At 73.3% G+C, this 26968-nt stretch carries 22 protein-coding genes and 1 pseudogene; 14 read left to right on the top strand and 9 right to left on the bottom strand.

Annotated features, from left to right (window positions below; translation table 11 throughout):
• Positions 1 to 4 precede the first annotated feature (4 nt).
• Genes DLJ58_RS03340 through DLJ58_RS03320 form a run of 5 tightly spaced genes read left to right on the top strand, consistent with a single transcriptional unit; the run spans position 5 to position 6363 of the window.
• Positions 5 to 1282 carry an acyl-CoA dehydrogenase family protein gene (locus tag DLJ58_RS03340; protein WP_124853795.1) on the top strand — a complete coding sequence of 426 codons (1278 nt, stop codon included), beginning with the start codon at positions 5 to 7 and terminating at the stop codon, positions 1280 to 1282.
• A complete protein-coding gene (locus DLJ58_RS03335; protein ID WP_124853794.1) occupies positions 1279 to 2772 on the top strand; it encodes an aldehyde dehydrogenase family protein in 1494 nt (497 codons plus the stop codon). The genes DLJ58_RS03340 and DLJ58_RS03335 overlap by 4 nt, the downstream gene beginning before the upstream one ends.
• A complete protein-coding gene (locus DLJ58_RS03330) occupies positions 2769 to 3692 on the top strand; it encodes an isocitrate lyase/PEP mutase family protein (RefSeq protein WP_244218765.1) in 924 nt (307 codons plus the stop codon). Before DLJ58_RS03335 ends, DLJ58_RS03330 begins: the two co-directional genes overlap by 4 nt.
• Positions 3692 to 4897: an FAD-dependent oxidoreductase gene (locus tag DLJ58_RS03325; RefSeq protein ID WP_244218764.1), complete on the top strand. Its 1206-nt coding sequence runs from the start codon at positions 3692 to 3694 to the stop codon at positions 4895 to 4897. The genes DLJ58_RS03330 and DLJ58_RS03325 overlap by 1 nt, the downstream gene beginning before the upstream one ends.
• Complete coding sequence (locus tag DLJ58_RS03320; protein WP_124853792.1) at positions 4894 to 6363, top strand: aldehyde dehydrogenase family protein; 1470 nt, start codon at positions 4894 to 4896, stop codon at positions 6361 to 6363. The genes DLJ58_RS03325 and DLJ58_RS03320 overlap by 4 nt, the downstream gene beginning before the upstream one ends.
• Positions 6364 to 6392: 29 nt before the next feature.
• Here DLJ58_RS03320 and DLJ58_RS33745 read toward each other — a convergent pair whose 3' ends face one another.
• Positions 6393 to 6755: a Dabb family protein gene (locus DLJ58_RS33745; protein WP_279635830.1), complete on the bottom strand. Its 363-nt coding sequence runs from the start codon at positions 6753 to 6755 to the stop codon at positions 6393 to 6395.
• On the opposite strand from DLJ58_RS33745, the gene DLJ58_RS03310 reads away from it, so the two are divergent.
• Genes DLJ58_RS03310 through DLJ58_RS03270 form a run of 9 tightly spaced genes read left to right on the top strand, consistent with a single transcriptional unit; the run spans position 6748 to position 15434 of the window.
• Entirely contained in the window at positions 6748 to 8388 is a 1641-nt protein-coding gene (locus DLJ58_RS03310) for a nitrilase-related carbon-nitrogen hydrolase (protein WP_124853790.1), read from the top strand. The two genes, DLJ58_RS33745 and DLJ58_RS03310, sit on opposite strands and share 8 nt — an antisense overlap.
• 3 nt (positions 8389 to 8391) lie before the next feature.
• Entirely contained in the window at positions 8392 to 9198 is an 807-nt protein-coding gene (locus tag DLJ58_RS03305; RefSeq protein WP_124853789.1) for an oxidoreductase, read from the top strand.
• The gene (locus DLJ58_RS03300; RefSeq protein WP_208740828.1) at positions 9195 to 10184 is read left to right on the top strand and encodes an alpha/beta hydrolase family protein; all 990 of its coding nucleotides are present in this window, start codon (positions 9195 to 9197) and stop codon (positions 10182 to 10184) included. The genes DLJ58_RS03305 and DLJ58_RS03300 overlap by 4 nt, the downstream gene beginning before the upstream one ends.
• Positions 10185 to 10190: 6 nt before the next feature.
• Complete coding sequence (locus DLJ58_RS03295) at positions 10191 to 11456, top strand: aromatic ring-hydroxylating dioxygenase subunit alpha (RefSeq protein ID WP_124853788.1); 1266 nt, start codon at positions 10191 to 10193, stop codon at positions 11454 to 11456.
• On the top strand, positions 11453 to 12175 hold the full coding sequence (locus DLJ58_RS03290) for a hypothetical protein (protein ID WP_124853787.1): 723 nt from the start codon (positions 11453 to 11455) through the stop codon (positions 12173 to 12175). The genes DLJ58_RS03295 and DLJ58_RS03290 overlap by 4 nt, the downstream gene beginning before the upstream one ends.
• On the top strand, positions 12168 to 13169 hold the full coding sequence (locus DLJ58_RS03285) for a hypothetical protein (protein WP_124853786.1): 1002 nt from the start codon (positions 12168 to 12170) through the stop codon (positions 13167 to 13169). The genes DLJ58_RS03290 and DLJ58_RS03285 overlap by 8 nt, the downstream gene beginning before the upstream one ends.
• Positions 13166 to 14014, top strand: coding sequence for an SDR family NAD(P)-dependent oxidoreductase (locus tag DLJ58_RS03280; RefSeq protein ID WP_124853785.1), 849 nt, complete (start codon positions 13166 to 13168; stop codon positions 14012 to 14014). The genes DLJ58_RS03285 and DLJ58_RS03280 overlap by 4 nt, the downstream gene beginning before the upstream one ends.
• Positions 14011 to 14694, top strand: a complete 684-nt coding sequence (locus DLJ58_RS03275) for a hypothetical protein (RefSeq protein ID WP_124853784.1) — start codon at positions 14011 to 14013, stop codon at positions 14692 to 14694. The genes DLJ58_RS03280 and DLJ58_RS03275 overlap by 4 nt, the downstream gene beginning before the upstream one ends.
• A complete protein-coding gene (locus DLJ58_RS03270; RefSeq protein WP_124853783.1) occupies positions 14691 to 15434 on the top strand; it encodes a maleate cis-trans isomerase family protein in 744 nt (247 codons plus the stop codon). Before DLJ58_RS03275 ends, DLJ58_RS03270 begins: the two co-directional genes overlap by 4 nt.
• Positions 15435 to 15451: 17 nt before the next feature.
• Here DLJ58_RS03270 and DLJ58_RS03265 read toward each other — a convergent pair whose 3' ends face one another.
• From DLJ58_RS03265 to DLJ58_RS03230, 8 genes and pseudogenes are all read right to left on the bottom strand, one after another.
• A complete protein-coding gene (locus tag DLJ58_RS03265; RefSeq protein WP_124853782.1) occupies positions 15452 to 16351 on the bottom strand; it encodes a hypothetical protein in 900 nt (299 codons plus the stop codon).
• Between the two features lie 138 nt (positions 16352 to 16489).
• On the bottom strand, positions 16490 to 17863 hold the full coding sequence (locus DLJ58_RS03260) for a hypothetical protein (RefSeq protein ID WP_124853781.1): 1374 nt from the start codon (positions 17861 to 17863) through the stop codon (positions 16490 to 16492).
• Positions 17860 to 18633, bottom strand: a complete 774-nt coding sequence (locus tag DLJ58_RS03255; protein WP_124853780.1) for a neocarzinostatin apoprotein domain-containing protein — start codon at positions 18631 to 18633, stop codon at positions 17860 to 17862. The genes DLJ58_RS03260 and DLJ58_RS03255 overlap by 4 nt, the downstream gene beginning before the upstream one ends.
• Complete coding sequence (locus tag DLJ58_RS03250) at positions 18630 to 21440, bottom strand: ABC transporter permease subunit (protein WP_124853779.1); 2811 nt, start codon at positions 21438 to 21440, stop codon at positions 18630 to 18632. Before DLJ58_RS03250 ends, DLJ58_RS03255 begins: the two co-directional genes overlap by 4 nt.
• A complete protein-coding gene (locus DLJ58_RS03245; protein ID WP_124853778.1) occupies positions 21437 to 23554 on the bottom strand; it encodes an ABC transporter ATP-binding protein in 2118 nt (705 codons plus the stop codon). The genes DLJ58_RS03250 and DLJ58_RS03245 overlap by 4 nt, the downstream gene beginning before the upstream one ends.
• Positions 23541 to 24899 (bottom strand): type 1 periplasmic-binding domain-containing protein, encoded by a 1359-nt coding sequence (locus tag DLJ58_RS03240; RefSeq protein WP_124853777.1) that lies wholly within the window; start codon positions 24897 to 24899, stop codon positions 23541 to 23543. The genes DLJ58_RS03245 and DLJ58_RS03240 overlap by 14 nt, the downstream gene beginning before the upstream one ends.
• Positions 24896 to 26089, bottom strand: a complete 1194-nt coding sequence (locus DLJ58_RS03235) for a hypothetical protein (RefSeq protein WP_124853776.1) — start codon at positions 26087 to 26089, stop codon at positions 24896 to 24898. The genes DLJ58_RS03240 and DLJ58_RS03235 overlap by 4 nt, the downstream gene beginning before the upstream one ends.
• A pseudogene (locus DLJ58_RS03230) lies at positions 26086 to 26968 on the bottom strand (WxL protein peptidoglycan domain-containing protein); the annotation flags it as partial. The gene DLJ58_RS03235 and the pseudogene DLJ58_RS03230, both read right to left, overlap by 4 nt.

Below are 26968 nucleotides of genomic sequence, written 5' to 3'. Positions count from 1 at the left end.
CCACATGTCCACCGGCGGACGGCTCATCGACGACCTCACCCCGGCCGAGCAGGATCGCGCGGCCCGGGTGGAGAAGGTGCTGCCCGCGCTGCGGGCCGCCGCCGCGCAGGCCGACGCCGACGGGGTGTTCCCCGCCGCGCACGTCGCGCTGCTGCGCGATGCCGGGCTGCTCGGCCTGGTGGTTCCGCAGGAGTACGGCGGCCTCGGCGGCGGCCTGCGTGACCTCGCCGCCGCCACCTTCGCCATGGGCAGCGCGTGCCCGTCGACGGCGTTGGCCTTCTTCTTCCACAACACCAGTGCCTCCCGGGGCCTGCTGCCGCTGGAGGCGATCGAGCGCGGCCTCTTCGACGACGCCGACGTCCCCGCCGTGCGGGCCTTCGCCGAGAAGGTGCTGACCCGGATGGCTGGTGGGGTGTGGCTGGCCAACTTCGCCAGCGAGGCGGTGAAGAGTTCTTCGGCCAACATCGCCATCTCCACCACCGCCACGCCGGCGAGCCGCGACGGCGTCGACGGCTGGTCGCTCACCGGCGAGAAGTCGTTCGGCTGCGCCACCGGCGTCGCCGACACCTACCTGGTCACCGCCCGGCTCGCCGGGCACGAGACGGCGGACGGGCTGGCCCTGTTCCTGGTCCCCCGCGATGCCGCCGGGGTCGCCTCACGACCGGCCTGGGACGGCATCGGCATGCGCGGCTCGGCCAACCACGGCATCCGGCTCGACGACGTCTTCATTCCGGCCGACGAGGCGCTCACCGTGCCCGGCGCGTTCGTGAAGATGTTGCAGTGCAGTCGGGGCAGCTTCGTCGGCAACCAGCTGGCCATCACCGCGGTCTACGTCGGTGCGGCGCAGAGTGTCTACGACGACACGCTCACCAGTCTCACCCGGAAGACCTTCGCCGACACCGGTCGGCCGATTGCGGAGAGCCCCATGCACCAGGTGATCATCGGCGACATGACGGAACGGTTGGAGACGGCGTACCTCTGGCTGCGCCGCCAGTTGCTGCTGGAGACCAGTGAGCCGCCGCTGCGCCCGCACGCCGAGGTCTACCGGCAGTGGCGGTTGGCCAAGGGCTCGATCTGCGAGGCGTGCTTCGACGTGGCGGTCGGCGCGCTCAAGGCGTCCGGCACGTCCGGTGCCACCATGAACGGGTCCGTCGGCCGGGCGCTGCGCGATCTGGCGATGGGACTGGTGATGACGTTCCCGCCGGAGCGCGGCCGGTTGGAGGCGGCCGGTTCGGTGACCAGCGACCGGTCCAACAACCTGTTCGCGGCGGTGGCCGGGTGACCCAGCCGGACCTGCCCGATCTCGCCGACCTGGTCGACGGGGTCTGGACGCCCAGCGACACACCGCTCGGGTTCGACCTGGAGGATCCGGCGACCGGGGCGGTGCGGCGACCCGCTGCCGGCACGCCGCCGCACCGGATCGAGGCCGCCGTCGCCGCCGCGTCGGCGGCGCACGAGGCCGGGAGCTGGGCCGCGCTACCGGCCCCTGATCGTGCCGACGTACTGGACGCCGTCGCCGAGGCGGTCGAGGGCGTCGCGGCCGAGATCTGCGCGCTGGAGTCGGCGACCACCGGCGTGCCGATCCGGCAGACCACACCGCTGGGCGTGATCCTCGGCGGCTCGTTCCGGCTGGCCGCCGCTCAGCTACGGCAGGGCCCGCAGAGCCAGGAGTTCCAGCGCGAGGACGGCCGGATCGCGTACGCCGAACGACTGCCCTGGGGTCCGGCCGCCTGTGTGGTGCCGTGGAACGCGCCCGCGCCGATGGCCGCGCACAAGGTCGCGAACGCGCTCGCCGCGGGCTGCCCCACGATCCTCAAGCCCAGCGAGTACGCCCCGCACGGCAGCCAACGGCTCGCCGCCGTCGTCGGGGCCACGCTCGCCGCCTCCGGCGTGCCGGCCGGGGTGTTCCAGCTCGTGCACGGCGGGGCCGAGGCCGGTGCGGCCCTGGTCGGCGATCCCCGCATCCGGGCGGTCTCCTTCACCGGCGGGCTCGCCGCCGGTCGGGCGGTCGCGGCGGCCTGCGCCTACGACATCAAGCCGGTGCAGCTCGAGCTCGGCGGCAACAACCCGCTGGTCGTGCTCCCCGACGCCGACGTCGCCGATGTCGCCCGGGCCGCGGTCGACCTGCTCAGCACCCTCAACGGGCAGTGGTGCCGGGCGCTCGGTCGGCTGATCGTGCCCGCCGACCGGCACGACGAGATCGTCGCAGCGATCGCCGACCGGCTCGCCGGCCTGGTCGCCGGCGCGCCGTTGGACCCCGCGACCGACCTCGGTCCGCTGGTGCACTCCCGGCACCTGGCCCGGGTGGTGGCCGCCCGCGACGACCTGCTGGCCCACGGCGGAACCGCGGTCACCGGCACCACGCTGCCGGCGGCCGGGCCGCTGGCCGGCGGGAACTTCCTCGCCCCGACGCTGGTCACCGGCGTCGCCGCCGCGCACACCGGCGACGAGATCTTCGGGCCCGTGGCAGCGGTGCACCCGTACGCCACCGTCGACGAGGCGGTGGCGCTGGCCAACGGCACGTCGTACGGGCTGGAGGCGTACGTGCTCGGCGCGGACGAGGAGGCCGCGCTGGCCGTGGCCCGCCGGATCCGGGCCGGTGAGGTCAAGGTCAACGGCTCCTCGGTGCTCAGCCTGCACCTGTTCAGCCCGCGCCCGGCGTTCGGGCTGTCCGGGTACGGCGAGGAGGGCACCGCCGAGACCCTGCGGTTCTTCACCAACCCGCGGGTCGTCGGCGTCGAGGGCGGCTTCGCGCTGCACGGCCGGTCATGACCCCGGGTGAGACCGCCCCGGCGCAGGCTTCGCCCCCGAACACGGCCGGCGGCGCGGTGACCGCACGCCCGGCCGACGTGCTGCGGGCGCTGCTGGGCGGCGCATCGCCGGTGCACGCCCCCGGCGTACACGACCCGCTCACCGCCGCGCTGGCCGCCGGGGCCGGGCACCGCGTCGTGCACCTGTCCGGCGCGGTCTGCGCCGCGGTCGAGCTGGGCCTTCCCGACCTGGGATACCTGCACGGCACACACGTCGCGGAGCGGGCCGCGCGGCTGGTCCCCGCACTGGGCGGCGTGCCGCTGATCGCCGACGCGGACACCGGCTACGGCAATCCGCTGCACGCGGTCTGGACCGCCCAGCGGTACGCGGCGGCCGGAGTCGCCGGGCTGCACCTGGAGGACCAGGTCAGCCCGAAGCGCTGCGGCCACCTGGCCGGCAAGGAGCTGTTGGACATCGCGGGTGCGACGGCGAAGATCCGGGCGATCGCCGAGGCGGGCACCGGCCTGGTGCTGATCGCCCGCACCGACGCCTACTCGGTGGCCGGCCTCGACGAGGCGATCGAGCGGGCCGGCCGGTTCGCCGACGCCGGTGCCGACGCGGTCTTCCTGGAGGGTGTGGACACCGCCGAGGAGTTGGCGGCGGTGCGTACCGCGCTGCCCGGCGTACCCCTGGTGGTGAATCGCTCGGAGGCGGCTGGTGTGCGCGCCTTCCCGCCCGACGACGCGCTCGGCGCGCTCGGGGTCCGGGTCGTGCTGCACCCGGTCGCGCCGATGCTGGCCGCGCTGCGCGCGGCTGCCGCCGCCTACGCCGCGATCGGCCGGGACGGTCACGCCGACGCGGTGCCCCGGCTCGCCTGGTCGTCGTTCACCGCGTTGGTCGGCCAGGACGATGCGCTGACTCTCGATCGGAGATACGCCTGATGCACGTGCTGATCGCCGGAGCGGGGCCGGTCGGGCTGACCGCGGCGCTCGCGCTGGCCCGCCGGGGCTGCGAGGTGACCGTGCTGGAGGCCGGTGACGACCTCGCCGCCGAGTCCCGTGCCTCCACGTTCCACCCGCCGACGCTGGAGATGCTCGACGCGTTGGGGGTCGGCGCGGACCTGTTGGCGCGCGGGCTGGTGGCGCCGACGTTCGCCTACCGGGATCGCCGGGAGGGACTGATCGCGGAGCTGGACCTCTCGGTGCTCGCCGAGGACACCCCGTACCCGTACCGGGTGCAGTGCGAGCAGTCCAAGCTGTGCGTGATCCTGCTGGCCCACCTGGCGCGGCATCCGGCGGCGCGGGTCCACTTTGGCTGGCCGGTCGATTCGGTACGGCAGGCCGGGGACCGGGTCGACGGCGGCGTGGTCGCGGTCGCCGAGGACGGCCGGGAAGTGATCGGGGACTGGTTGATCGCGGCCGACGGCGCCAGTTCGGCCGTACGGCGGGCGCTGGAGTTGCCGTTCGACGGGATCACCTATCCGGAACGGTTCCTGGTGGCTTCCACCGACGAGGACCTGCCCGCGTTGCTCGGCCCGTTGGCGTACGTCAACTATGTCTTCGACCCGGTCGAGTGGTCGGTGCTGCTGCGCACGCCGGACCACTGGCGGGTGCTGCTGCCCACCCCCGAGGGCACCCCTGACGCGCACGAGCTGGGCCGGCTCGACGGGCGGCTGCGGGCGATCGCCGACCCGGGCCGGCCGTGGCGGGTGGCGCACGCCAGTTTGTACCGGGTGCACCAGCGGGTCGCCGCGACGTTCCGGCAGGGGCGGGTGCTGCTGGCCGGCGACGCCGCGCACGTCAACAACCCGCTCGGTGGGCTGGGCATGAACTCGGGCATCCACGACGCGGTCGCCTACGCGCAGGTGCTGGCCTCGGGCCGCCCGGCACCGGACGGCGGGGAGCTGGACCGGGCGGTGACGGCGGTGGCCGACGAGCGGCGCCGGATCGCACTGACCTACGTGCAGGAGGTCTCCGACCAGAACTACCGCCGGATGCGGGCCACCGATCCGCAGTTGCGGTCCGCGCATCTGGCCGGCCTGCGCGCGATGACCGAGGATCCGAAGGCGGCCCGCGCGTATCTGCTGCGCAGCTCGATGATCGCAGCCCTGCGGCCCGACGCCGGGCAGTCGGTGGCACGGGCATGACGACACCTGGCGTGGGCCGGCACGGCACGGTGATCGAGCGGGAGAACCCGTCCAGGACCAGCGAGCTGGTCGGCACGGTCGGGGTCGACGGGCCTGAGCGGGTGGACGCCCTGGTCCGGCGGGCCGACGCCGCGCAGCGGAGCTGGGCGGCCACCGGCATCGCGCGGCGGCTCGCGGCGCTGGCCGCTGGCGCCGACGCAATCGCCGGGCGACTCGAACCGTTGGCCGAGCTGCTGGCCCGGGAGTCGGGCAAGGTGCTCGCCGACTGCCGTGGTGAGGTCGGGTTCGCCGGCACGTACCTGCGCTGGGTCGTCGAGCACGCCCCGGCGGCGTACGCGGATCGGGAGATCGACGACGCGGCCGGTCGGCTGCTGCGGCTGCCCCGGCCGTACGGTGTGGTTGCTGCGATCACGCCGTGGAACGCGCCGATCATCCTCACCCTGCTCAAGGTGGCCCCGGCCCTCGCCGCTGGCAACGCGATGGTGGTCAAGCCCTCGCCGCTGGCCCCGCTGGCGGTCTCGGAGGTGCTGCGCCTGCTCGCCGGGGCGCTGCCCGACGGGACGCTGGCGGTCGTCCACGGCGACGCCGCCGCCGGTGCGGCGTTGGTCGGGCACCCGCTGGTGCGCAAGGTGGCGTTCACCGGCGGCGGCGTGGCGGCCCGGCAGGTGGCGGCGACCGCTGCCACCCAGACCACACCGGTCGTGCTGGAGCTGGGCGGCAACGACGCGGCGATCTTCCTTCCGGACGCCGACCTGGGCACCGAGCCGATGCGCCGGCTGGTCCTGGCGAGTTTCGCCACCAGCGGCCAGGTGTGCATGGCTGCCAAGCGCCTGTACGTGCACCGCAGCCGCCGCGACGAGTTCGTGGCGGCGTACCGGGCCGCCGCGGCGGAGGTGCTGCGCGTCGGTGACGCGCTCACGCCGGGGGTGAGCATGGGCCCGGTCATCTCGGCCGGTGCCGTCGCCCGGATCGAGCGGATCGTCGCGGCAGCCGTCGCCCGGGGTGCCACGGCGCTGCCGCTGGGCACTGTCGACGGTGGCACCGACCTGGCCGGCGGGTACTTCGTGGCCCCGACGCTCGTGCTGAACGCACCGGACGATGCCGAGGTCATCACCGGGGAGCAGTTCGGGCCGACGGTGCCGCTGCTGCTCTACGACGACGAGGAGGAACTGCTGGCCCGGGTCAACGCCGACGAGCTGGGCCTTGGCGGCTCGGTCTGGTCGGCCGACGAGGAGCGGGCGTTCGCGCTGGCCCGTCGGGTCGAGGCGGGCTTCGTCTTCGTCAACACGCACAACCGCACCGGGCTGTCGCTGCGGGCGCCGTTCGGTGGGGTGAAGCGCTCCGGCTACGGCCGTGAGTACGCCGAGGAGGGGCTGGCCGAGTACGCGCAGACCTGCGTCGTGCACGCGCCCGGCCCGTTCCGGCCCGGTGGCGCCGGGCTGCCCGCCAACGCGTACCCGGGCTGAGGCCGGGCCGCGTCGGTCGAGCGCTGCCGTCAGTAGTCGACGACGACGCGGGCCGCGAGGCGCGGCTTGAGCCAGCCCGCCACCTCCAGGTGGGCGGGGTGGGACTGGTAGGCGCGCAACGCGTCCACATCGGTGTGTGTGCTGATCATGCACAGGTCGTAGGAGACCGGGGTCCGCAGCGTGTCCAGGGCGACGGTCAGCGTCGCGATCTCATCAATTGTGCTGGCCAGGCCTTCCAGCAGCGACCTCGCCTTGGCAGCATCGGCCGCATCGTCGAACTTCATGAGTACCACGTGCGTAAACACCTGTTCTTCCCCCTGTTCCCCGGCGTCGCCCGAGTGTATGTTCTGGAAACAGCGTTTCGCCAGGGGAACCGGAGCGGGAATGACCATAAGGGTTGCCGCCGTACAGTTCGAGGCCGGCCAGGACATCGGGGCCAATCTGGCCACCTGCCTGCGCCTGGTCACCGACGCCGCCCGACAGGGCGCACAGCTCGTGGTGCTACCCGAGTTCTGCAACCATCTGGCCTGGTACACCGACCGCGCCCAGGCGCACGCCCTGGCCACCCGGCCGGGCGACGATTTCCTCACCGCGATCTCCGCGAGCGCCGCCGAGCATCGGGTGTACCTCAAGATCAATGTCACGCACGCCTATCCCGATGGCCGCACCGGCGGCACCAACTTCCTCTTCGGCCCGGACGGGGCGCTGCTCGGCAGCTGCGACAAGCAGGTCCTGATGGGCGCCGAGAACGACCACCTCGACCCGGCGACCGAGGTCGGACCGGTGCTCGACACCCCGATCGGCCGGCTCGGCATGTACGCCTGCATGGAGGGCGTCATTCCCGAGACCACCCGCGGGCTCACGCTGCGCGGCGCGCAGGTGCTGCTCAACAGCCTGAACTCGTTCGCCACCGATGAGGCCGCGCTGCACATTCCGGTGCGGGCCGCGGAGAACCGGGCCTGGGTGATCGCCGCCAACAAGGTCGGCCCGCTCCTGCCCGCCGAGCATCTGCCGGCCATGAGCCGCGGTCTGGGCGTGCCGGAGCAGTGGCTGCACGGGGCCGGCGAGTCGCAGATCGTCGCACCGGACGGCACGGTGCTGGCCAAGGGGCCGCGTACCGGTGAGGCCGTCGTCATCGCCGACATCGCTCCGGAGCGCGCCGACGACAAGCACCGCCCGGACGGCACCGACATCCTCGCGGCCCGCCGGCCGGAACTCTACGGCCCGCTCGGGGACGTGCCGACCGGCCGCCGCCGGCCGCCCAGCGCGCCGAGCCTGCCGGTCGCCGTGGTCCGTCCGCGGGACCCGGGCCAGGCGGCCGACCTGCTCGGCACGTCGGTCACCGAAGGCGCTCTGCTCGCCGTGCTCGCCGAGGACGCCCTCGGCGCCCACGTCGGGCCGGCCGAGGTGGCCGCGACGCTGGCACCGGCGCTGCGCGGCACCGACGGGTACGCCGTGGCCACCGCTCGCAGCGCCGACGGCCCGGTCGGGCTGCTCATCGGCCCCGACGGCGTGGTCGGCGAGCAGCCACAACTGCATCGGGCCGGCGCGGCCCGCGACGCCGCGCGGCCCGGCGGGGCGCTGCGCACCTTCGACCTGCCCTGGGGGCGGCTGGCGATCGTGGTCGGCGACGACGCGATCTTCCCGGAGACGTTCCGGCTCGCCGCGCTCGCCGACGCCGATGTGGTCGCCGTGCCGTTCACCCCGCGCGAGCCCTGGGAGCTGGCGCTGGGCCTGCCGGAGCGGGCCGCGGAGAACCGGCTCAACGTGATCGCCGCCGGGCCCCTCGGCACAGGCGCAGCGGTCTTCGCCCTCAGCGCCGACTTCACCCTCTGGACCACCTGGGCCGGGCCGTTCACCGGCCGGATCAGCAGCCCGCTGCGCACCGACATCGCCGCCGACCGGTCCGTCACGCATGCCGTCGTGGCCCCGGCGCAGGCGGCGAACCGGCTCGTCTCCCGCCGAACCGACCTCGTCGACGGCCGCCCGTGGCGGCTCGTCCAGGCCCTTACCGAAAGGCGCTGACCCGTGGCCGACACCTTGAAACACGTCGAGGAGATGCTCGACGACTCCCCCACTGTCGACGTCCACGAGACGTTCCACCGGTACCAGGCACTCCTGGGTGAGCTGAAGGCCAAGATCACCGCACGGTTCGCGCTGACCCGCGACCCGTCCACCGAGCCGCTGGAGAACTACGGGGACTACCCGAACGGACCGGGCGGTTCGCTCGCCGCGTACACCGGGCCCGAGGTCGACTGGCTCGTGCACTCCTGGCTGGGCAACCCGGGTGCCAGCTTCGCCAACCTGCACCTGACGTGCTGGCTGGGCCCGCAGGTCAGGGTGCCGCACCTGGGGTTGGCCCTGCTGGTCTGGCCCGGCGGCTGGTTCTACGTCGACTCGGTGCCCCGGGTCAACATGGTCGAGCACGGCGACTACTACGACCGGTACTACGAGCCGGCCAACGAAGAGTGGCTGCAACTGCGCAACGACCCGGCGTTCGACTACTTCGTCAGCCGGGCCGGGTTCATCCGGGCCAGCCTGTCGCCGACGGCGTACTGCTACTCCTTCGACCGCAGCCCGGAGAACATCGAGAAGGTCAGCCAGGTGACCCACGCCCACGTCGACCGCTGGCTGCGCTGGGTCGACGAGGCCGAGCCGGTGCCGGCCGAGGAGCGGGCCGCGCTCGCCGAGACCGATCTGCGGATCCGCCGCAACATCGCCGACCGCGACCCGGCGAACGTGATGGGCGTGCGCTACTTCGGCGAGGAGACCACCAATCAGCTCGTCCGCGCACTCTGGGGCGGCGACCGCGAACTCCCCCGGCCGTCGGTATGAGCGGTGGGCAGGAAGGCGGTGTCCGGTCGGTCTGGTCGGCCGTACGCGTCCCCGGCGCGCCGGCACCGTTCGACACCGCGCACCTGCGGGTCTACTACCCGGCCCGGCCCACCGGCTCGGACGCCGAGCGGCTCAGCGGGGTGCTGGCGGCCGACCCGGCCGGTGCCCCGTACCCGGTGGTCCTGCTGGTCTCCGGCGTCAACGTCGGGCAGGACGCCTACCGCTGGCTGGCGGTGGAACTGGCCGCCCGGGGCGTCGTCGCGGTGACCTACGACTGGGTCGGAGTGCTCTTCGCCGGCCTGCACGGGATCACTCCTGGCGTCGACCTGGACGCGGCCCGGCCGGACGGCTACGGCAGCCGACCGACCAGCCCGTCGCTGCGCCCGGTGCTCGACGCGCTGGCACAGCTCACCGGGCCGCTCGACGGGTTGCTCGACCTCGACCGGGTGGCGCTGGTGGGTCACTCGGCCGGAGGTACGGTCGCCCTGCAGTCGGCGCGGTTCCTGCCCGAGGTCCGTGCGGTGGCCAGCTACGGGGCGCACACCATGGTGGCGACCATGCTCGGTTGGCCGGCAGGCACCGTGCTGCCGGCCCAGGTGGACTGCCCGGTCATGCTGCTCGCCGGCACCCACGACGGCGTGATCAACGGCTCGGCCGACCGGTACGGCGAGGACGCGGCCACCCGCGCCGACCCGATCACCCGCACCTTCGACGAGGCGCTGCCCGACGCGGGCGGCGCCAACCTGCTGGTGCGGCTGGCCGGCGCCAACCACTTCGGCATCGTGCACCCGCTCGATCCCACCTCGGCGCGCGCCTTCCTCGACGAGGAGGCGACCGCCGAGCCGGAAGCCACCCGCGCGCTCCTGGTCGACCTGCTGTCCGGGTTCCTCGCCGTCCACCTTCGCGGCGAACCGGTCGACGGCTTCGACCGATTGCTGGCACAGCTCGCCACCACCTCTTCGATCGCCTCGTTCCGTCGGAGGTAAGCCACCATGCTCAAGAACTTCTGGTACGCGGTCGAGTTCTCCGACCGGGTCACCACCAAGCCAGCCCGGATCACCGTGCTCGGCCAGTACCTGGCCCTCTACCGCACCCCGCGCGGGCGCGTGGTGGCTCTGTCCGACCTGTGCGTGCACCGGGGCGCGGCGCTCTCCGGCGGCTCGACGGCCGGCGAGAACATCGTCTGCCCGTATCACGGCTGGGAGTTCGAGCCGGGTGGGGCGTGCACGAAGATCCCGGCGAACCAGCCCGGCCGGGGCATCCCGAACAAGGCCCGGGTCGACTCGTACCCCGTGCAGGAGCGCTATGGCTTCGTCTGGGTCTTCATGGGCGACCTGCCCGAGGCCGAGCGACCGCCGATCCCGGTCTGGCCGGAGTTCGACAACCTTGTGGAGAACGGTGGCAAGTTCCGCGCGGTGACCGGCGAGTTCCTGTGGAAGGCCAACTACGAGCGGATCCTGGAGAACGGCTGCGACATCGCGCACGCGCCCTTCGTGCACGGCGGCGCATTCGGCAACCCGCAGAAGCCCGAGGTTCCCGAGTACGAGCTTGAAATGCCCGACGAGTGGTCGGCGTTCGCCACGGTCAGCCTGCACCCGCCGCGCTCCAAGGGCCTCTGGTCGCTGGTCAACCGCAACAACGCGGACCTGGCCAACCGCCCGCCGGTGGTCACCTCGGCCGGTTGGATGCTGCCCAACATGATCAAGCTGCACGTCCGGCTGCCGATCGGTGAGCTGATCATCTACGACACCAACATCCCGGTGGACGAGACGACCACGCTGGTCAAGTGGGTCGCGCTACGCACCTTCTTCACCGGGACGTGGGCCAACCGCAACGCCGTACAGCGCGTCCTCAAGATCTTCTATCAGGACGCCGAGGTGGTGAACAACGTCCGCCCCGAGCTGCTCCCGTTCGACCTCGGCGCGGAACTGCACGTCAAGAGCGACCTCATCGCGGTGCACTACCGGCGACGCCGCCAGGAGCTGGCCGAACGAGGCTGGATGCTCTCCGACGCCGACCGGATCACGGGCGACGTGCCGCGCCGGGAGGCGACCGTCATCCCCTCGCCGGCCCGCCGGGAGAACCCGGAGCTGGCCCGCGCCTGGGTGCACAAGGCCAAGGGCGACCACCCGACCGTGGTGGAGTCGCAGCGGATCGGGCTCAAGCGCATCACCGAGGAAGAGGGCGCCGACGCCGCCGCAGGAGCCGAGGCGCAGGCGGGGCCCACCAGCAGCGCGAATACGAAGGAGCAGGCATGAGTCTCCCGCTGGAACTCTGCGAGAACGCGGTGGCCCACCTGACCGCCCGGCACCCGCTCACCGCGGTCATCGACGAGCCGCTGAGCAGCCCGATGTCGCCCGACCCGGTGGGTGCGCTGCGGGTCTGGCAGGGCGCACCCGGCCAGCCGGTGGCCAAGGTGGTCTACGTCGGGCTGGTCGTTCCGATGATCCGCCTCGACAGCCACATGGTCTTCGCCTTCACCGCCGCCGACAGCGCGGTCCCGCACTTCACCCTGGACTCGGTGTACGGCGGCGACTACTACGCCTACCACCTCGACCTGATTCCCCGGGCCGAGCTGAGCAGCCACCTGCCCTACCTGGACGCGGCGTACCAGCCGCTCACCCCGGTCTTCACCGAGGCCAGCGCGATGGACGGGCTGAGCCGGGCCGACATCGGGCCCCGCCAGTGCGCGCTGATGTCGCCGTGGATGCTGGTCGGCCGGGCCACCGAGGAGGCGTTCCGGAAGATCGGAGCCGCCGTCTCCGCGTACGCCGAGCACTGGTCCGCGCTGGTCACCGACGGCCTACCGGCCGACGTCGTGGCCGGCCTGGCCGACACCGATTTGGCCGCCCGGGACGCCGCCGTGCGGGTCAACCTGTTCAGTCCCGACGTCGACCCGGTCTGGGCCCGGGTCACCCGGCTGATCGGCGAGCCGGCGACCGACCGGATCCGGGCGGAGCTGATCGGCAATGGGTGAACCGACCGCACCGGCCCCCGCACCGGCGGCCGCCGAACCGAGCGAGTGGCAGCAGCGGATCGCCGGCGAGTGGCACGGCCGGCCGTCGCTGTTCACCGCCACCGGCGTCTGGCAGGGCTTCGAGAAGATCCGCCGCTCGTCGGTCTTCGCCGACGGCGTCACCACGTACTTCATGGACGGCGGGCTGGTCGGCGGGGGCGAGCTGGCCGGGCGCTACCGGCTGGGCGCGCCGTTCGCCTTCGGCGTCATCGACTCCGACGCCGACCGGGTCTACACCGGCCCCGACTTCTTCGGCACCGGCCAGCCGTACGGCTCCTTCGTGGACTCGCACTACTACGGCCCCGGCTGGCAGGTCGACCTGAACACCTGGAATCAGGTGCTGCCCGACGGCGAGACCCAGGTCTACTCGTCGATGCTCTACCAGGGCTGGACGGTGGTGGGCTGCTTCAACGGCGTCTACACCCGAAGCTTCGACTACGACACCAACCCGGCCACCCGCGAGCGGGTGGCGCGGTTCCTGTCCGCCGAGGAGCGGCGCGGTCCGGTGCCGTACATCCTGCCGACCAAGCAGGCCGGCGCGTTCACCGGTAGCTGCGCGCTGTGGGGCGCCGACCAGCAGCTGCGCGGCGAGGTCGCGGTGCGCCTCGGCCTGGAGCCGATCGACCTGCTGCGCACCCGGCGGGTGGTCAGCTGGGCCGGTGCTGGCCTGGACCGGCGGTACGTGGTCGAGCAGCGCCGCGACGGTGACCGGCTGTTCTTCGAGGGCCCCGACGCCTGGGGCAACGCACAGGGCTTCGGCCGGGCCAGCTACCCGTCCTGGCACTTTCACGCCGACGGCGGCGACGTGTGGAAGGTCAAGGGCCGCGAGTTCGCCATCGACGCCGAACCGGGCATGTCCGCCGGCGGGCGCCTCGCCGTGGTGTACGAGCTGTTCCGGGGCAACGTACTGGACAGCGTCCTGCACGGGCTGCTCGCCTGGGAGCCGGCCGGATGACCGCGGTGGTGGTGACCGGCGGCACCCGCGGGATCGGTGCCGGCCTGGTACGCGCGCTGCTGGCCCGCGGCGCCCGGGTCGCGTTCTGCGGACGCAGCGCGGAGTCGGTGGCAACGGCGCTTGCCACACTGCGTTCCGAAGCCTCGGTGCCGGCCGGAGCCGAGGTGCTCGGGGTACGTGCGGACGTCACCGACCGCGACGACGTGTCCGTGCTCTGGTCGACGGCCGCCGAGGCGTTCGGCGGGGTCGACATCTGGATCAACAACGCGGGCACGAACCATGCCCGCCGCCCACTGTGGGAGCTGCCGCCGGCAGAGCTGGACGGAGTGCTCGCGGCGAACCTCGGCGGGGTGGCCCGGGCCAGCGCGGTGGTGCTCGCCGCGATGATCGAGCAGGGTCGCGGCGCGCTGTGGAACATGGAGGGCTTCGGCTCCAACGGGCAGGCCCGGCCGGGGCTTACCGGGTACGGGGCATCCAAGCGCGCGGTCACCTACCTGACCGACGGGCTGGCCAAGGAGCTCGCCGCAGCCGGGGTCGCCGACAGGGTCACCGTGCACCACCTCTCCCCCGGCATCGTCGTGACCGACCTGCTCACCCACGACTACCCGCCGGACGAGCTGGCGAAGGCCAAGAAGGTCTTCAACATCCTCGGTGACCGGGTCGAGACGGTCACCCCGTGGCTGGCCGACCGGGTCCTCGCCGGGGGCCGCAACGGCAGCCGGGCCGCCTGGCTGACCAGCCGCAAGGCCGCCGCTCGGTTCGCCGTCGCCGGCTTCCGCAAGCGCGACCTCTTCGGCGAGTCCGTCGGCGGCCCCGCCGTGACCGGGCGCGAGCACCTGTCGTGAACGGCAGCGACTACACAGTCGTCCTCGCGCTGGAGGACTTCGTGCCGACCGGTCTGGCGCTGGTCGGGTTCTGGATCCTGGCCGGCGTGACCGCCCGGGTCGTGCCGCGAGTGGGCCCGGTCGCCCGCGTCAGCGCCGTCCTGATCGGCCTCGGCGGCCTGGCCAAGTCGACCTGGAAGCTGCTGCTGGCCGGGTTCTCGATCGACCTGCCCTGGCTGGAGGCGGCGCTGTTCCCGCTGATGGCGGTCGGCGCGGTCGGTCTGGTCTGGGGCCTGGCAAGCGCGCTGCGCGGGCGCAGCGTGCCGTGGTGGCCGTTCGCCGCCGTGCTGGCCGTGACCGCCGGCGTGGCCGCCGCGTACGCCATCTTCGCCCCCATCTTCGCCCTCGCCACCACGGGCGTGACCGCCATCAGCGTTCTGGCCGCGGTCATCGCCGGCCGACGGCGCGCCTGGGGCGCAGTGGCGCTCTACGTCTCCGGGCTGGCCTGCGTACTGCTGCTGGTGCCGCTGCGCAACCATCCCGATCACGAGACGCTGGTCATGCAGTGGGTGGAACAGGGCACCAACACCCTCGGTCAGGCGGCGCTGCTGGCCGCGGCGTGGCTGACCGCGCGCGCCCGCACGCTGGCCCCGGCCAGTCCCCACCCGACCCCCGCCCAGGAAGGAGCCGTGAGGTCATGACCGACGCGCTCGGCTGGCGCCGCAAGTTCGGCGTCATCGCCCCGTCGACCAACACCATCGTGGAGCCGGACTTCTACCGGATGACGGTGCCCGGGGTGACCGCGCACTTCTCCCGCATCCACATCCGTAACCAGGACCTGTCCAGCGACAGCAACTTCGAGAACCTCCTGACGCAGATCCGCGGTGAGATCGGCGCGGCCTGCGAGCGGGTGCTGACCTGCGAGCCCGACTACATGGTGATGGGGATGTCCGCCGAGACGTTCTGGGGCGGTGTCGAGGGCAACCGGGAATTTGTCGCCCAGATCAGGGCGGCCACCGGGCTGGAGGTGGCGACCGGGGCGGAGGCGTGCGAGCGGGCACTGCGCCTCCACGGCGCGCGCCGGATCGGCGTGGTGACGCCGTACCAACCGATCGGCGACACGAACGTCGTGCAGTTCTTCTCCGAGATCGGCTTCGAGGTGGCCGCGATCGAGGGGCTCAAGTGCCCGACCGCGGTCTCCATCGCCCACGTTCCGGAGGACGAGTTGCGCCGGGCGCTGCTGGCCGTGGACGGCCCGGACGTGGACGCCCTGGTCCAGTGCGGCACCAACCTGTCGATGGTCGGGCTGGCCGACGAGGCCGAACGCTGGCTCGGCAAGCCGGTGATCGCCATCAACGCGGCGACCTGGTGGATGGCGCTGCGCGAGAACGGGATCACCGACAAGGTGTACGGCGCCGGTTCCCTGCTGCGCGAACACTGAGAAGGAGGTCACGATCCTCAAGGTGTCGATGTCGGGTAGACACGTCGCCTGTTGCTCGGCGTCGGGTTCGCCTTGGCCGGGGCCTCGGTGGTTTCCGGGGGTGGCGCCACAGCCGTCAAGGGCCCTGGGATGCCCAGCTCCTCTACCACCCGAATCCACTCCGCTGGTATCGCTTCCTCGGTCTGGAAGTTGTTCGGGTCTCCGCTCTTGTCCTGGCGCCACCGGTCGTTGCCGTCGACGGCCTTCTTCGGCATGTCGAAGGCGAGGACGAGCCCGCCCTCTCCGGCAACGTCGCGCAGGGTCGGCTCGTTGCGTTTTCTCCCCATGGCCCATTCGGTGTGCTGCCGGGCGTAGGAGAGCGCCATGTCGAAGTCGCGGGTGACAGTGTTCCAGCCCTGGTCCTTGCTCTCGCTGCCAATGTCGTGTCTCTCCCAGCGTTTGCAGCCGATGCCGCTGCCGGCCTTACCCGGCGTCAGGCCCGTGAGCTGGATGCCGCCGCCGTAGAAATTGCAACGGTTTGTGCCGTGGTAGAACCGGTACACCTCCGCGGGCGGCGGGCCCTGGGGCGGGTTCGCCAACCGCCACAGCCGTAGCTGGCGCACGTTGTATGTCTGGAGTGCCTCCGCATCGCGCGTGTCCACAGTGAGGTGCGCGAATGCCGTGGCCAACCGGTACAGGATCAGCTTGTCGGCGACGGTGGCGAGCCCTGGCTCGGCGTACTTCGTGGACAGGACGATCGTGTTGGTTTCCCGCAGGTGGTCGCTGCCGACGGGCGTGTCGAGAAGTGCCACGGTCAGCGGCGTGCCGTGCGCGGTGTTGAGGGCCTTCACCACATCGGCGACCACCTGGTCGGCTGCGTACCTGTGCGCCAGGCGCGCGGTCAGGGCCTGTGCGGGGGATGGCTCGTTCGGCTGCACTCCGTAACGCTAGGCATGACTGTTGCGATGCGTCAGCGGGAAGTCGCCAATCAGACGTGCGGAGAGACACCGGCGCTGTCGGGCGATACGCAACGGCGTGGGCCGGAAATACCTCCCCGGCCCACGCCATTTGCGGGCTCAGCTGCGCAGAATGCCGCGTCGCCTCGGCAGCACCACGACCAGACCGACACCGAGCAGGAGCGCCGCGCTCGACCAGAGCAGCATCAGCGTCGTCACGCCCCCCTCGCCCGTGGTCGGCAACGACCCACCACCGTCGCCGTTGCCACCGCCACCGCCTTCGCCCTCGTCGTCGGTCGCGGCCCGCGACTTCACCGTGAACTTGGCGACGATCGACGTCTCCTTCGGGCCGGTGACCGGGTCGGCGCCGGCGTTGCACTCGGTGTCGACCTGCGGGTGATCGAAGACGATGTTGCTGACCGTCAGACTGACCAGGCCCGCCCGCGCGGTGGTGTAGGTCCCGGTCAGCGTCGCGCCGGGCAGGGCGGCGTAGGCGTCGATCGCGCCGTACGCCGGGCCCCTCAGGTTCACCGTGCCGCTGCCCACCCCGCCGACCTTGACGGTCGCCTTGGGCACCAGATCACCGGCGCCGACGGGCACCGGTCCGCTCTTCGGGCCGGCCGAGAACTTCAGGCTCACCGTCACCTTGGCGCCCCGCCCGGGGTTGCTGGGCGACATGCTCAGCGTGTGCGTGGCGGTCCACGCCGAGAGGCTGCTCAGCGTCTTGCAGTTCAGCTTCACGCTCTTCGGGCCGAACGGTTGCGCCGGCGTGTCGACCTCGTCGGTTGCCGTCGGCGGGTCGTCCGTCGCCGGCGGCGGGAGCGACGGCGACGGTTTTGCGGAGGGCGACGGCGTTGCGGAGGCGGACGGGCTCGGCGGTGGGGTCGCGGTGCCGGTACCGCCGACGGTGAAGTCCTCCACGATGGAGGTCGGCACCGGTGCGGCCTTGTGGTCGCGGTCGCCGGCAGCCGAGCAGTGCGTCGTGGCCGAGGCGTTGGCGAAGGTGACCCGCCCGACGGTGAGCGTCGCCGCTCCGGCGGCGGCGGCGAAGTAGGTGCCGGTCGCGGTGATCGGGCCGAGCGGTTCCGCCGGGGCGACGGCCCGCGCGGGGTACGAGGACATCCGCAGCGTCGCGCTGCCGGAGAGCGAGCCGCCCAGGGCCAGCGTGACGTTCACCGGAACGTCACCGGCGTTCAGCCCCACCGGCCCGTTGTCGGGGCCGGTGGGCGCGGTGAGCGTGACGGTCACCGTGTCGCCGACCTTCGGCTCAGCCGGGGACTGGGTCAGGGTGAAGGTGTCCTGCCAGACCGTCGGCGAGCTGCCGGTACCGGCGTCGTTGAAGTACAGCCGGCAGCCCAGCGTCGCGGCCGTGGGACCGATCGCCGCGGCCGGTGGTGCCGCCCGGGCGGGGACCGCCGCCGGGATCGTCAGCAGCAGCGGGGCCAGGACGAGCGCGGGCGCTGCCATCCGGACGGGGAAACGACGTCGGGTCATGAGGACCTCCGGTTCCGGTAGGGCATCAGCACGAGCAGGCCGATGCAGAGCAACAGCAGGCCGGAGCCGACCAGCACGGTGACCGCGTACCGGTCCGGACCGGCGTTCACCGGGTTGGCGTTGACCAGCGTCGGGGCCGACGTGCCGGCGGCGCCCGCCGGCCCGGTCGAGGGTGAGGTGGTGGCGGCCGGCGTGGCCGAGGGTGCCGCCGGCGCGGGTGGGGTCGCGGACGGGGTTGCCGGTGCGGGCTTCTGCGCGGGCTTCTTGCCGAACGTCAACGACACCGAGACCTTGTTGGCCTCGACCTGGTCGGCGTTGCCGCTCGTGGGCAGGATCTGCGCCGCGACCACGCACTCGCGCTTGGTGCAGTCGAACGCGCCGAACTTCTGGGCCAGCTTCAGGGTGACCGTGGGCAGCTTCCCGCTGCCGTCGGCGTTGACGAACGCGGCCCCGCCGGACAGGTTGCAGTCGGTCGGTCCCTTGAAACCGGCGACGCACTGACCGACTGCGATCTGCTTCAGGTTCGGGGTGAAACCCGAACCGTTGACGATGACCTGCTGCTTGTCCGTCAGCCCGGTGGTCGCGCTGACGGTGAGGGTCGGCGCGGCGAACGCGGCCGGGGGTGCCGCCACGACGGCAAGGCCGCTGCTGGTGGCGAGCAGGGCGGCGAGCGTGAGCGCCCGGCGGCGGAAGGTTCGCACGGCGATCTCCTGACAGGTTCGGCGCAGGCCGGCACGGGCAAGTGGCGGGGCGACGCGGAGCGGGCTCACGACGGCACCGTCGTACGTTGAGCGGGCACGCCGGAGCGGTTGACGGCGGCGTGGTCGGTACCGAGGTAGGAGCGGACCACGTCGGGGTGGGTGCGGACCTCCTGCGGGGTGCCGTCGGCGATGACCCGGCCGCCGTCCATCGCGACCAGCCGGTCGGCGAGCCGGGCGAGCAGCGGCAGGTCGTGCTCGATGATGACCATGGTGACCCCGAGTTCGTCGTGGATCCGGCGCAGCACCTCGCCCAGCGCGACGCCGTCGGTCTGGGACACTCCCGACGAGGGCTCGTCGAGCAGCAGCAGCGCCGGCTCCAGCGCCAACAGGCAGGTGATCTCGACGATCCGGCGGGTACCGGTGGACAGTTCCCCGACCAACCGATCGGCGAGCGGGGCCAGGCCCATCAGCGTGACGAGTTCCTCGGCCCGGCGGCGTTTGGCCTGGTCCGGGGCGGTGGCACCAAGAGCTGCGGCGACGAGGCTGGTCGGCGCGGTCCGTTCACCGGCCACCATGACGGTCTCCAGCACCGTCATGGTGGCGAAGAGCCGGGCGTCCTGGAACGAGCGCACCAGCCCGAGACCGGCCCGCCGCTGCGGCGACAGCCCGGTGACCGGGCGGCCGGCGAACAGGACCGCGCCCCGGTCCGGGCGGGTGAAGCCGGCAATGATTTCGAACAGGGTGGTCTTGCCGGCGCCGTTCGGGCCGATGATGCCGACCACCTCGCCGGCGGCGACGTCCAGGCTGGCCCCGGCGACGGCCCGCACGCCGCCGAAGGAGCGGGCCACCTCCCGTACCGAGAGCAGCGGCTCGCCGGTCGCCGCCGGCCGCAGCGGGACGGTGCGCGGCGGCAGCGTGATCGGGCCACCGGAGCTGGCGGCCTGCGTCGGCCCGGCCATCTCATCGGTGGCGGACGGTACCGGTGCGTCGCGGCCGCGGGCGATCAGCGCGGCGATCCGGTCACGCAGCCACAGCACCGGCCCGCCGAGTCCGGCCGGCAACGCGATCACCACGACCAGCCAGACCAGGGTCAGCGCGGCCTGGCCGATGATGTCCAGTTCCAGGAATCCGGGTACGCCGACGATCAGGAACGCCCCGAGCAGCGGGCCGCCCAGCAGCGTGATCCCGCCGACCACCACGGTGGCGACGACGTCGATGCTGGCCGAGGCCGGGAACGTGTTCACTGTGAGCTGGGTCTGCCCGTGGCCGATCACCGCCCCGCCGAGACCGGCGAGCGCGCCCGCGACCGCGTACGCCTGCAGGACCCGCACCGGCACCGCGACGGTGAACGCGCGGGCGGCGTCGGCGTTGTCGCGCAGCGCCACCAGGATCCGCCCGAAGGCACCGGCGCGCAGGTTGGCGGTGACCCACAGGCCGAGCAGCAGCGCCACCAGCGCGAACAGGTAGTAGTCGGTGGCCAGGTCGAAGGTGTGGCCGAGGATGCGCGGCTTGGGCACCTGCGCGCCATCGCCGAGCAGCCAGCCCTGCCGCAGCAGGAACGTGCTGGTGGCCAGCGCGAAGGCGAGCGTGGTGACGGCGAGGGCGAGCCCGCGCAGGCGCAGCGCCGGCACGCCGACCGCGACTGCGGCCAGCGCCGCCGCCGCGCAGCCGGCGAGGATCCCCAGGAACAGGTTGCCGGTCCGCACGGAGACCTGCACCGACACCGCGGCGCCGATGCCGGCGAACGCGAACTGGCCCAGGGACAGCTCGCCGGCCACGCCGGTGACCAGCCCGATCGACAGGCCGACCAGGGTGAAGCCGATGATCGCGATGAGCACCGAGGCGGTCTCATTGCTGATCACGAAGGCCAGCACGGCGGCGACGGCGAAGCCCACCCCGGCGACGACCCGGCCCAGGTTGCGCAGCAGCCAGACCCGCTGGTGCGCGGCGGGCAGTGGCGGCGCGCCGATCCGGCCCCAGCCGCCGTCCTCGCCGTCGCGGCGCGCGCGGGCCGGCTGGGCCAGCAGCGCGACCAGGATGACCGCGACCAGGGCCAGCTCGACGAGGCCCCCGCTGGACTGACCGGACAGCAGGATCTGCTCCCCCACCCCGATGCCCAGCGAGGCGCCGAACGCGATCGGGACGGAGGAGAACCGGGCGATCACCGCGCCAGCGAGGCCCCGCACCAGCAGGGCCGGGCCGAGCGACTCAATCGACTGGGTGCCCTGGGTTGGCGCCATGAGGATCGCCGAGAAGGCGGCCACAGCACCGGCGATCGACCAGGCCAGGGTCGCCATCCGGGCCGCGGTGACGCCGTTGAGGGTGGCCGCGTCGGGGGCGTCGGCGGCGGCCCGGATCGCCAGCCCGAACCGGCTGCGCTTGAGAAACATGGCGAGCCCGACCAGCAGCACCGGAGTGAGCAGCAGCATCGCGGTGAACGCCGGGCCGACCGGGGTGTTGCCGATGGTGAACGACGGCATGCCGGGCGGCGCCGGGAACGCCGGGCCGCTGGCCCCCGAGCTGTTCACCAGCAGGGCGAGCACGAGCACGAACTGGGACAGCCCGAGGGTGGCGATCATGCCGATCACCCGGGGCCGGTGCCGCAGCCGGCGCACCACGCTCAGCTCGATCGCGCCGGAGACCGCGGCGGCGGCGAGCATCCCGACCGGCAGGGCGAGCCAGTACGGCAGCACCCCGTCACCGACCAGCCGGCCGAGCACGGCGGCGCCGAACACCCCGACCGCGCCGTGTGCGAAGTTGACGAACCGGCTGGACCGGTAGACCAGCACCAGCCCGACCGCCAGCAGCCCGTACGTGAGGCCGGTGAACAGGCCCAGCACGATGCGGTCCGGGCCGACGTCGAAACCGCCGATCATCGGATCACCGCCCCGTCCACCGGGGTGACCTCCGACGCGGGCGCGTCCTGCGCCTGGGGCGCGGGCTCGGCGGCCTGCGCCTGGGGCGCGGGCTCTGCGGCCTGCGCCTGGGGCGCGGGCTCGGTGTCCTCGGCTGGCGCGTGGCCGCCGAGCATCAGGGCCCGGACCAGGTCCGGTTGACCGGCCAGTTCGCCCGCGGTGTGCTCGGCGACCATCGCACCCTTCTCCATGAAGTAGATCCGGTCGGCCAGCGACAGCGCCACATTGACGGACTGCTCCACCACCAGCACCGAGGTGCCCAACGCGTTGAGTCGGCGCAGCATCTCCAGCAGGCCGCCGACGACGACCGGGGCCAGGCCGAGCGACAACTCGTCGACCAGCAGCATCCGGGGGCGCTGGATCAGCGTCTTGGCGAGCACGAGCAGTTGCCGCTCACCGCCCGACAGGGTGGCGGCGACCTGGTCGCGCCGCTCGTAGAGGCGGGGGAAGACGGCGAACGACGCGTCGACCCCCCGGTGCACCGCGTCGCTGCGCCGGCCCAGCGCGTAGCCGTGCATGCGCAGGTTCTCGGTGACGGTGAGCGAGCCGAACACCGCCTGGCCGACCACCGTGGACAATCCGAGCTCGATCCGGCGGGGCGCGGTCAACGCGGTCACGTCGACCCCGCCGAGCCGGACCACCCCGGCGCCGGGGCGGTGCAGGCCGGAGAGCACCCGCAGGAACGTGGTCTTGCCGACCCCGTTCGGGCCGCAGATCGCCACCATCTCGCCGTCGCCGACGCGTACGGCCGCGTCGTAGAGCACCTGGACCGGACCGTACGCCGCGTCGATGCCGGAGCAGGAGAGAGCGGCCGGACGTGCGCCGCTGTGCCGTAGCCGGGCGACCTCCGCCTCGTCGGCGAGCACCCGGGCCAACCGTTCGGCGTCGGCGGCGGCGGTGCGCCGGACCCGTCGGGCGTAGCCGGCGCCGACCAGCACCGCCGCCGCGGCCACCGCCAACGCCGGACCTGCGCCGTACCGGGAATTGAGCAGGGTGAGCAGGCCGGCGCCGCCCAGGCCACCGGCCAGGGACAACACCGATGTCGCCGCCACGAACGCGGGGCGGGCGTCGGGGTGGAGCACCTCGGCGGCGATGCGTTCGCCCGAGACGGCAAGCGCGACCAGCGCACCGACGGCGACGGCCAGGCCGGATGCGAACAGCACGACGCCGACCGTGGCGGGGGTGGCCTCGACGAACAGGGCACCGGCGGCGACGAGCAACCCGGCCGGGGCTGCGGCGACGGCGAGGCGCAGCGCCCGCTCGCCGCGCAGGAGCACCGCAAGCGCGGCCCCGGCGAGCAGCGCGTCGCCGACGACTCCGACGGCGCCGCGCGGACCGAGGCCGAACCCGGTGCGCAGCACGTCGGCGGCGAAGATCAGCGCGCCGGGCACGATCATGCCGAGGCCGGCCTGGGCCAGCACGGCGGTACGCGCGGTGGGTGGGCGGGTGGCGTTGTCGAACAGGGTGCGGAGCGCCGGTGGCCAGCCGGCATCGCCCGGCAGTTCCGCGGCGGTCGCCCCGGCCAGCACGCCGAGCGCCGCGAGGACGCCCGCTGCCGCCCAGTGGTACCCGGATCCGCCCGCGGTGCCGCTGGCGAGCAGTGCGGCCAGGCCGAGCCCGTTCAGCAGGCCCACGTGCCAGTAGCGCAGGGCGGCCGTCGCGGCGGCGATCGCGCGGCCGGACACCACCAGGACCGCCCAGGGCAGTCCGAGCGCGGTGAGCGCGAGCAGCCCCGGCAGCGGGGCGGCTACGTTGACCACCAGCAGCAGCGCGGCGCCCAGCCCGGCGCCGGCGAGCAGCGCGGCGCGTACCGAATGGCGGTGCGGTACCCGCTGCACGACCGCGACGGTCGCGGCCGCGCCGACCACCGCGGAGGCGATCACCGCGGTCAGCACGCTGGTCAGGTCGACATCGAGACTCCGGGCGAGTCCCGCGGCGCCGAGCAGCGGCACCCCGGTCAGCAAGCCGCCGGCCGTACCCGCTCCCCAGCCCGCGCTACGGGAACGCCATGCCCTCGAACCGTCGCGGGCGGTGCCCGGCGCGACACCGGGGCCGGTGTTGTCATCGGGTCGCAAAGGACACGTCCTCCCCGCGGTAGGTGAAGCAGGCGCAGCCGCTGTCGTAGCCGAACGCCCGGTAGCCGTTCGAGGCGGCGAACCGGCCCGGGCCGAGCCGCCCGGAGAATCCGGTGGCCGGCTGGAACTGCGTGTCGAGCCTGCCCACGGCCGCCAGCCACCGGTGCGCGTTGAGGTCCGCGCCGAGGTCCTTCGCGCCGGTCTGCAGCAGCAGAACCGCGTCGCAGTACGGGAAGGCCACGCGGGCGTTCTCGCGGGTGCCGAACGACTCCCCCGCTGCGGCGAAGATGCCCAGGCAGGCTCGTTCGGGGTCGGTGGCGGGGAAGGCGTACTCCCGGTCGGCGACGTCCTGGCTGGGGTTGAAGCCGATTCCCACCGCCCCGGTCAGTGCCTCGCGCGGAATGATGTCCGGGTTGCCGATCAGGAAGCTGGGATTGTCGTAGCTGGAGATGCCGTACCGGGCGGTGAAGCCCTGGGCGGAGGCGGAGGTGAGGAAGAAGGAGGCCAGCCGGGTCCCGCCGAGGAAGAAGACCCGCTCGACACGCTTGGCCCGCAGGTCGACGGCGGCCTGGTTGAGCCCCGTGTTGAGGGTGCCCAGGTCGGTGGAGTCGATCCAGGCCACGGTCGGGGTGATTTCCCGCTGCTTCAGGTACGGCACCACGTGCTGCTCGTACATCGCCCGGTTGGCCGGTGCGTCGACCGCGACGATGCCCGCCTGCCGGGCACCGTCGAAGAAGCCCTGCGCGGCCAGCGCCGGCAGGTACGCGCGTACGAAGTCGTCGTACGCGGGATAGGCCGGGGCGAACAGGTATGGCGCGAGGCGCTCGTTCGTCGCCTGGTCGATGGTGATCAGGGTGGCGTCGAGCACCAGGGTGTGCCGCTGTGCGTAGCAGGGGCGGGCGTTGGCCTGCAACTGGCCGGTGAGCACGACCGCGAACGCGCGGTCGTCCTGGGTGATCTGGTTGCAGAGCTTCTCCTCGGCGGCCGGTGAGTCGTCGCTCGCCTCGTAGTTGCGGAAGATCGCTCGCATCCGCCGGCCGGCGATGCCGCCGTTGGCGTTGACGTGGCTTTCCAGCGCCCGCATCTGGCGTACCGGGTCGCCGGTTGAGGCGGTGTTGAACCCGGTCAGGTTCGCTGTCCTGGTCAGGTCGGTGCCGACGAACACGACGGTGACCGCGTCGGCGGTGACGCCGGGCCCGACGCCGGTGCCGTCGGCGCCGCCCACTCCGGGCAGCACCGCGCCGCAGCCGACGAAGGCGAGCAGCGCGGCGACGGTGGCGACGGCCGCCCGTACCGTCAGGGCCCGGTCCCAGCCGGTGGTGTGGGTGCCAGGATCGCGGCTCATCGAGGGCTCCCGAGGTAGGTGTCGAGCGCGGCCAGATCGATCACGGCGGCGGCGCTCTGGTTGCCGGCGCGTGCTCCGGCCGGCGTGGCCGCGCCTGGGCGGGCGGCGAGCACCGCGTCGAGGGCGGTGAGGTCGATGACCGCGGTGCCGGCGGCCTCGGTGCCGGATCTGTTCGGCAGTCCGGCGTCGCCGAGCAGGTCCCGCAGCGCGGCAACGCTCAGGTGGGCGTTGGCCCGTCGACGTAGCCGGCCGGCGCCGGGAGCGTCGTCGAAGACGAGGTACGCCCCGAGTGAGCCGACCCGCACGACGGACGGCAGCAGCGTGCCGGTCGGGGCGGCGGCCATCGCGGGCAGCGGCGGGCGGTCGCGGCGGTTGGCGATGCGGCGGGCGACGCCCACGATGATCAGCGTCCCGCCGAGCAGGTGCACCAGGAACAGGCCCCATGGGTACGTCCGGAGCGTCGCCTCGGCCGGTCCGAACCCGCCCAGGTCGGCCTGCACGGTGTACCGGCCGAACGCGGCGAACGGGGTGGTGACGGGTATCCGGTAGGTGCGTGTCTCGCCCGGCCGGATGCCGCCGGTGCCGGGCGTGCTGATCCGGTCGCCGCCGCCGTCGCGGCCGATCCGGACGTTGAGGGGCGGGTTGGGCAGCGGGTGCGGCCCGGGGTTGTGCACGGTGTAGACGAGGGTCCGGGTCGCGGCGGCGCCGAAGAGGCTCCGCCAGCCCGGTCGGCCGGCGATCCTCGCCTCGACCAGGTCGAGGCGGACCGGGGCGGTCGAGACGGTGGGGGTCTCCCCCATGGTGTGCCCGGTGAGTTCCAGCGGCGCGTCGACCTGGCCGCGCGCGGTGCCGCCGACGAGCGTGGCGTGCACGACGCACGGGCAGGGCACCGGCGGGGTGCCGAGCACGAGTTGCACCGCGAAGGTGCCGTCCGGGCGCACCGGAACGGCCAGGGCGGCCCGTGTGTCGCAGGAGGCCGAACCGCCGACGGCGAGTTGCCCGCAGGTGACGAGCTGGACCAGTGCGCCGCCGGGCCAGCCGGTGCCGTTCACCCCGAGCCGGTCGCCCGGTGCCGCCGCCGGGGCGTCGAGGGTCAGTCCCTCGGCTGCCCACGCCGGCCCGGTGGGCAGTGCCAGCCCGATGACCAACCCGCACACGACGGCGGTCAGGGTGCGTCCGATCCTCGTCATCCGACCTCCGCGTGCGCGCGGACGCGTCGGACGCCCCGGGGCCGGGCCACCTGGGCGCGGCGGCGCCTGCGCCAGGCCACGACTGCGGCGGCGATCAGCGCGGCGAGTGCGGCGACGCCGGTCCAGGAGACGACGACGGTACGGGTGGTCCGCACCGTGAGCACGCCACCGTCGGCCTTCGCCGTCACGGTGGCGGTGACGAGGTCGACCGGCCACAGCCCGGTGAACCGGGTACGCATCCGCGACTCGGCGCCCGGAACCAGGTCGAGTTGTGGGGTGGCGCCACGCTGGTGGATCCGGTGTCCGAACATGCCGGAGGCGGTGACCGTGATGGTGGGGGCGAGGCGCAGGTTGCCGGTGTTGGCCAGGGTGTATTCCAGGGCACCGTCGACCGGCGTGGGCAGCCAGGGCGTCGGGTGGTCCAGATCCAGGTCGGCGAGGTTGAGGCCGGGCGTCTCCGGCCCGGCCACCCGCAGGTAGATGCGGGCGCCGACGGCCCGCTGCACCGCGACGGCGACGCCGTTCTGCTCGCTCCGACCGCCCGGAACGGACTCCATCGCGACGATGCCGCCGATGTGGTCGCCGGGGCTGGCGTTCGTCGGGATGGTGATGGTGAACGGGATGTCGGCCTGCGCCTTGGGCGGGAGCACCACGGTGCCGGCGCCGACCACCGTCCACACCCCGATGTCCGACTGCTTCTCGGTGAGCTGGCGCAGCGCGAACCCGCCGTCGCGGGCGGTGTTGTAGGCATCCGCGCCGTACACGGTGAAGGTGCGCTCGGTGTCGGTGCGGTTGATCACCCGCACGGAGTCGGTGAGGGTCCGGCCGGCGGGTGACTCGAGGAAGAAGTAGAGCCGGGGGGTGGGTCCGGCGTTGGCC

Source organism: Micromonospora arida (genome assembly GCF_003857035.1).
Taxonomy (GTDB): domain Bacteria; phylum Actinomycetota; class Actinomycetes; order Mycobacteriales; family Micromonosporaceae; genus Micromonospora; species Micromonospora arida.
This window is presented reverse-complemented; position numbering and strand designations above follow the sequence as displayed.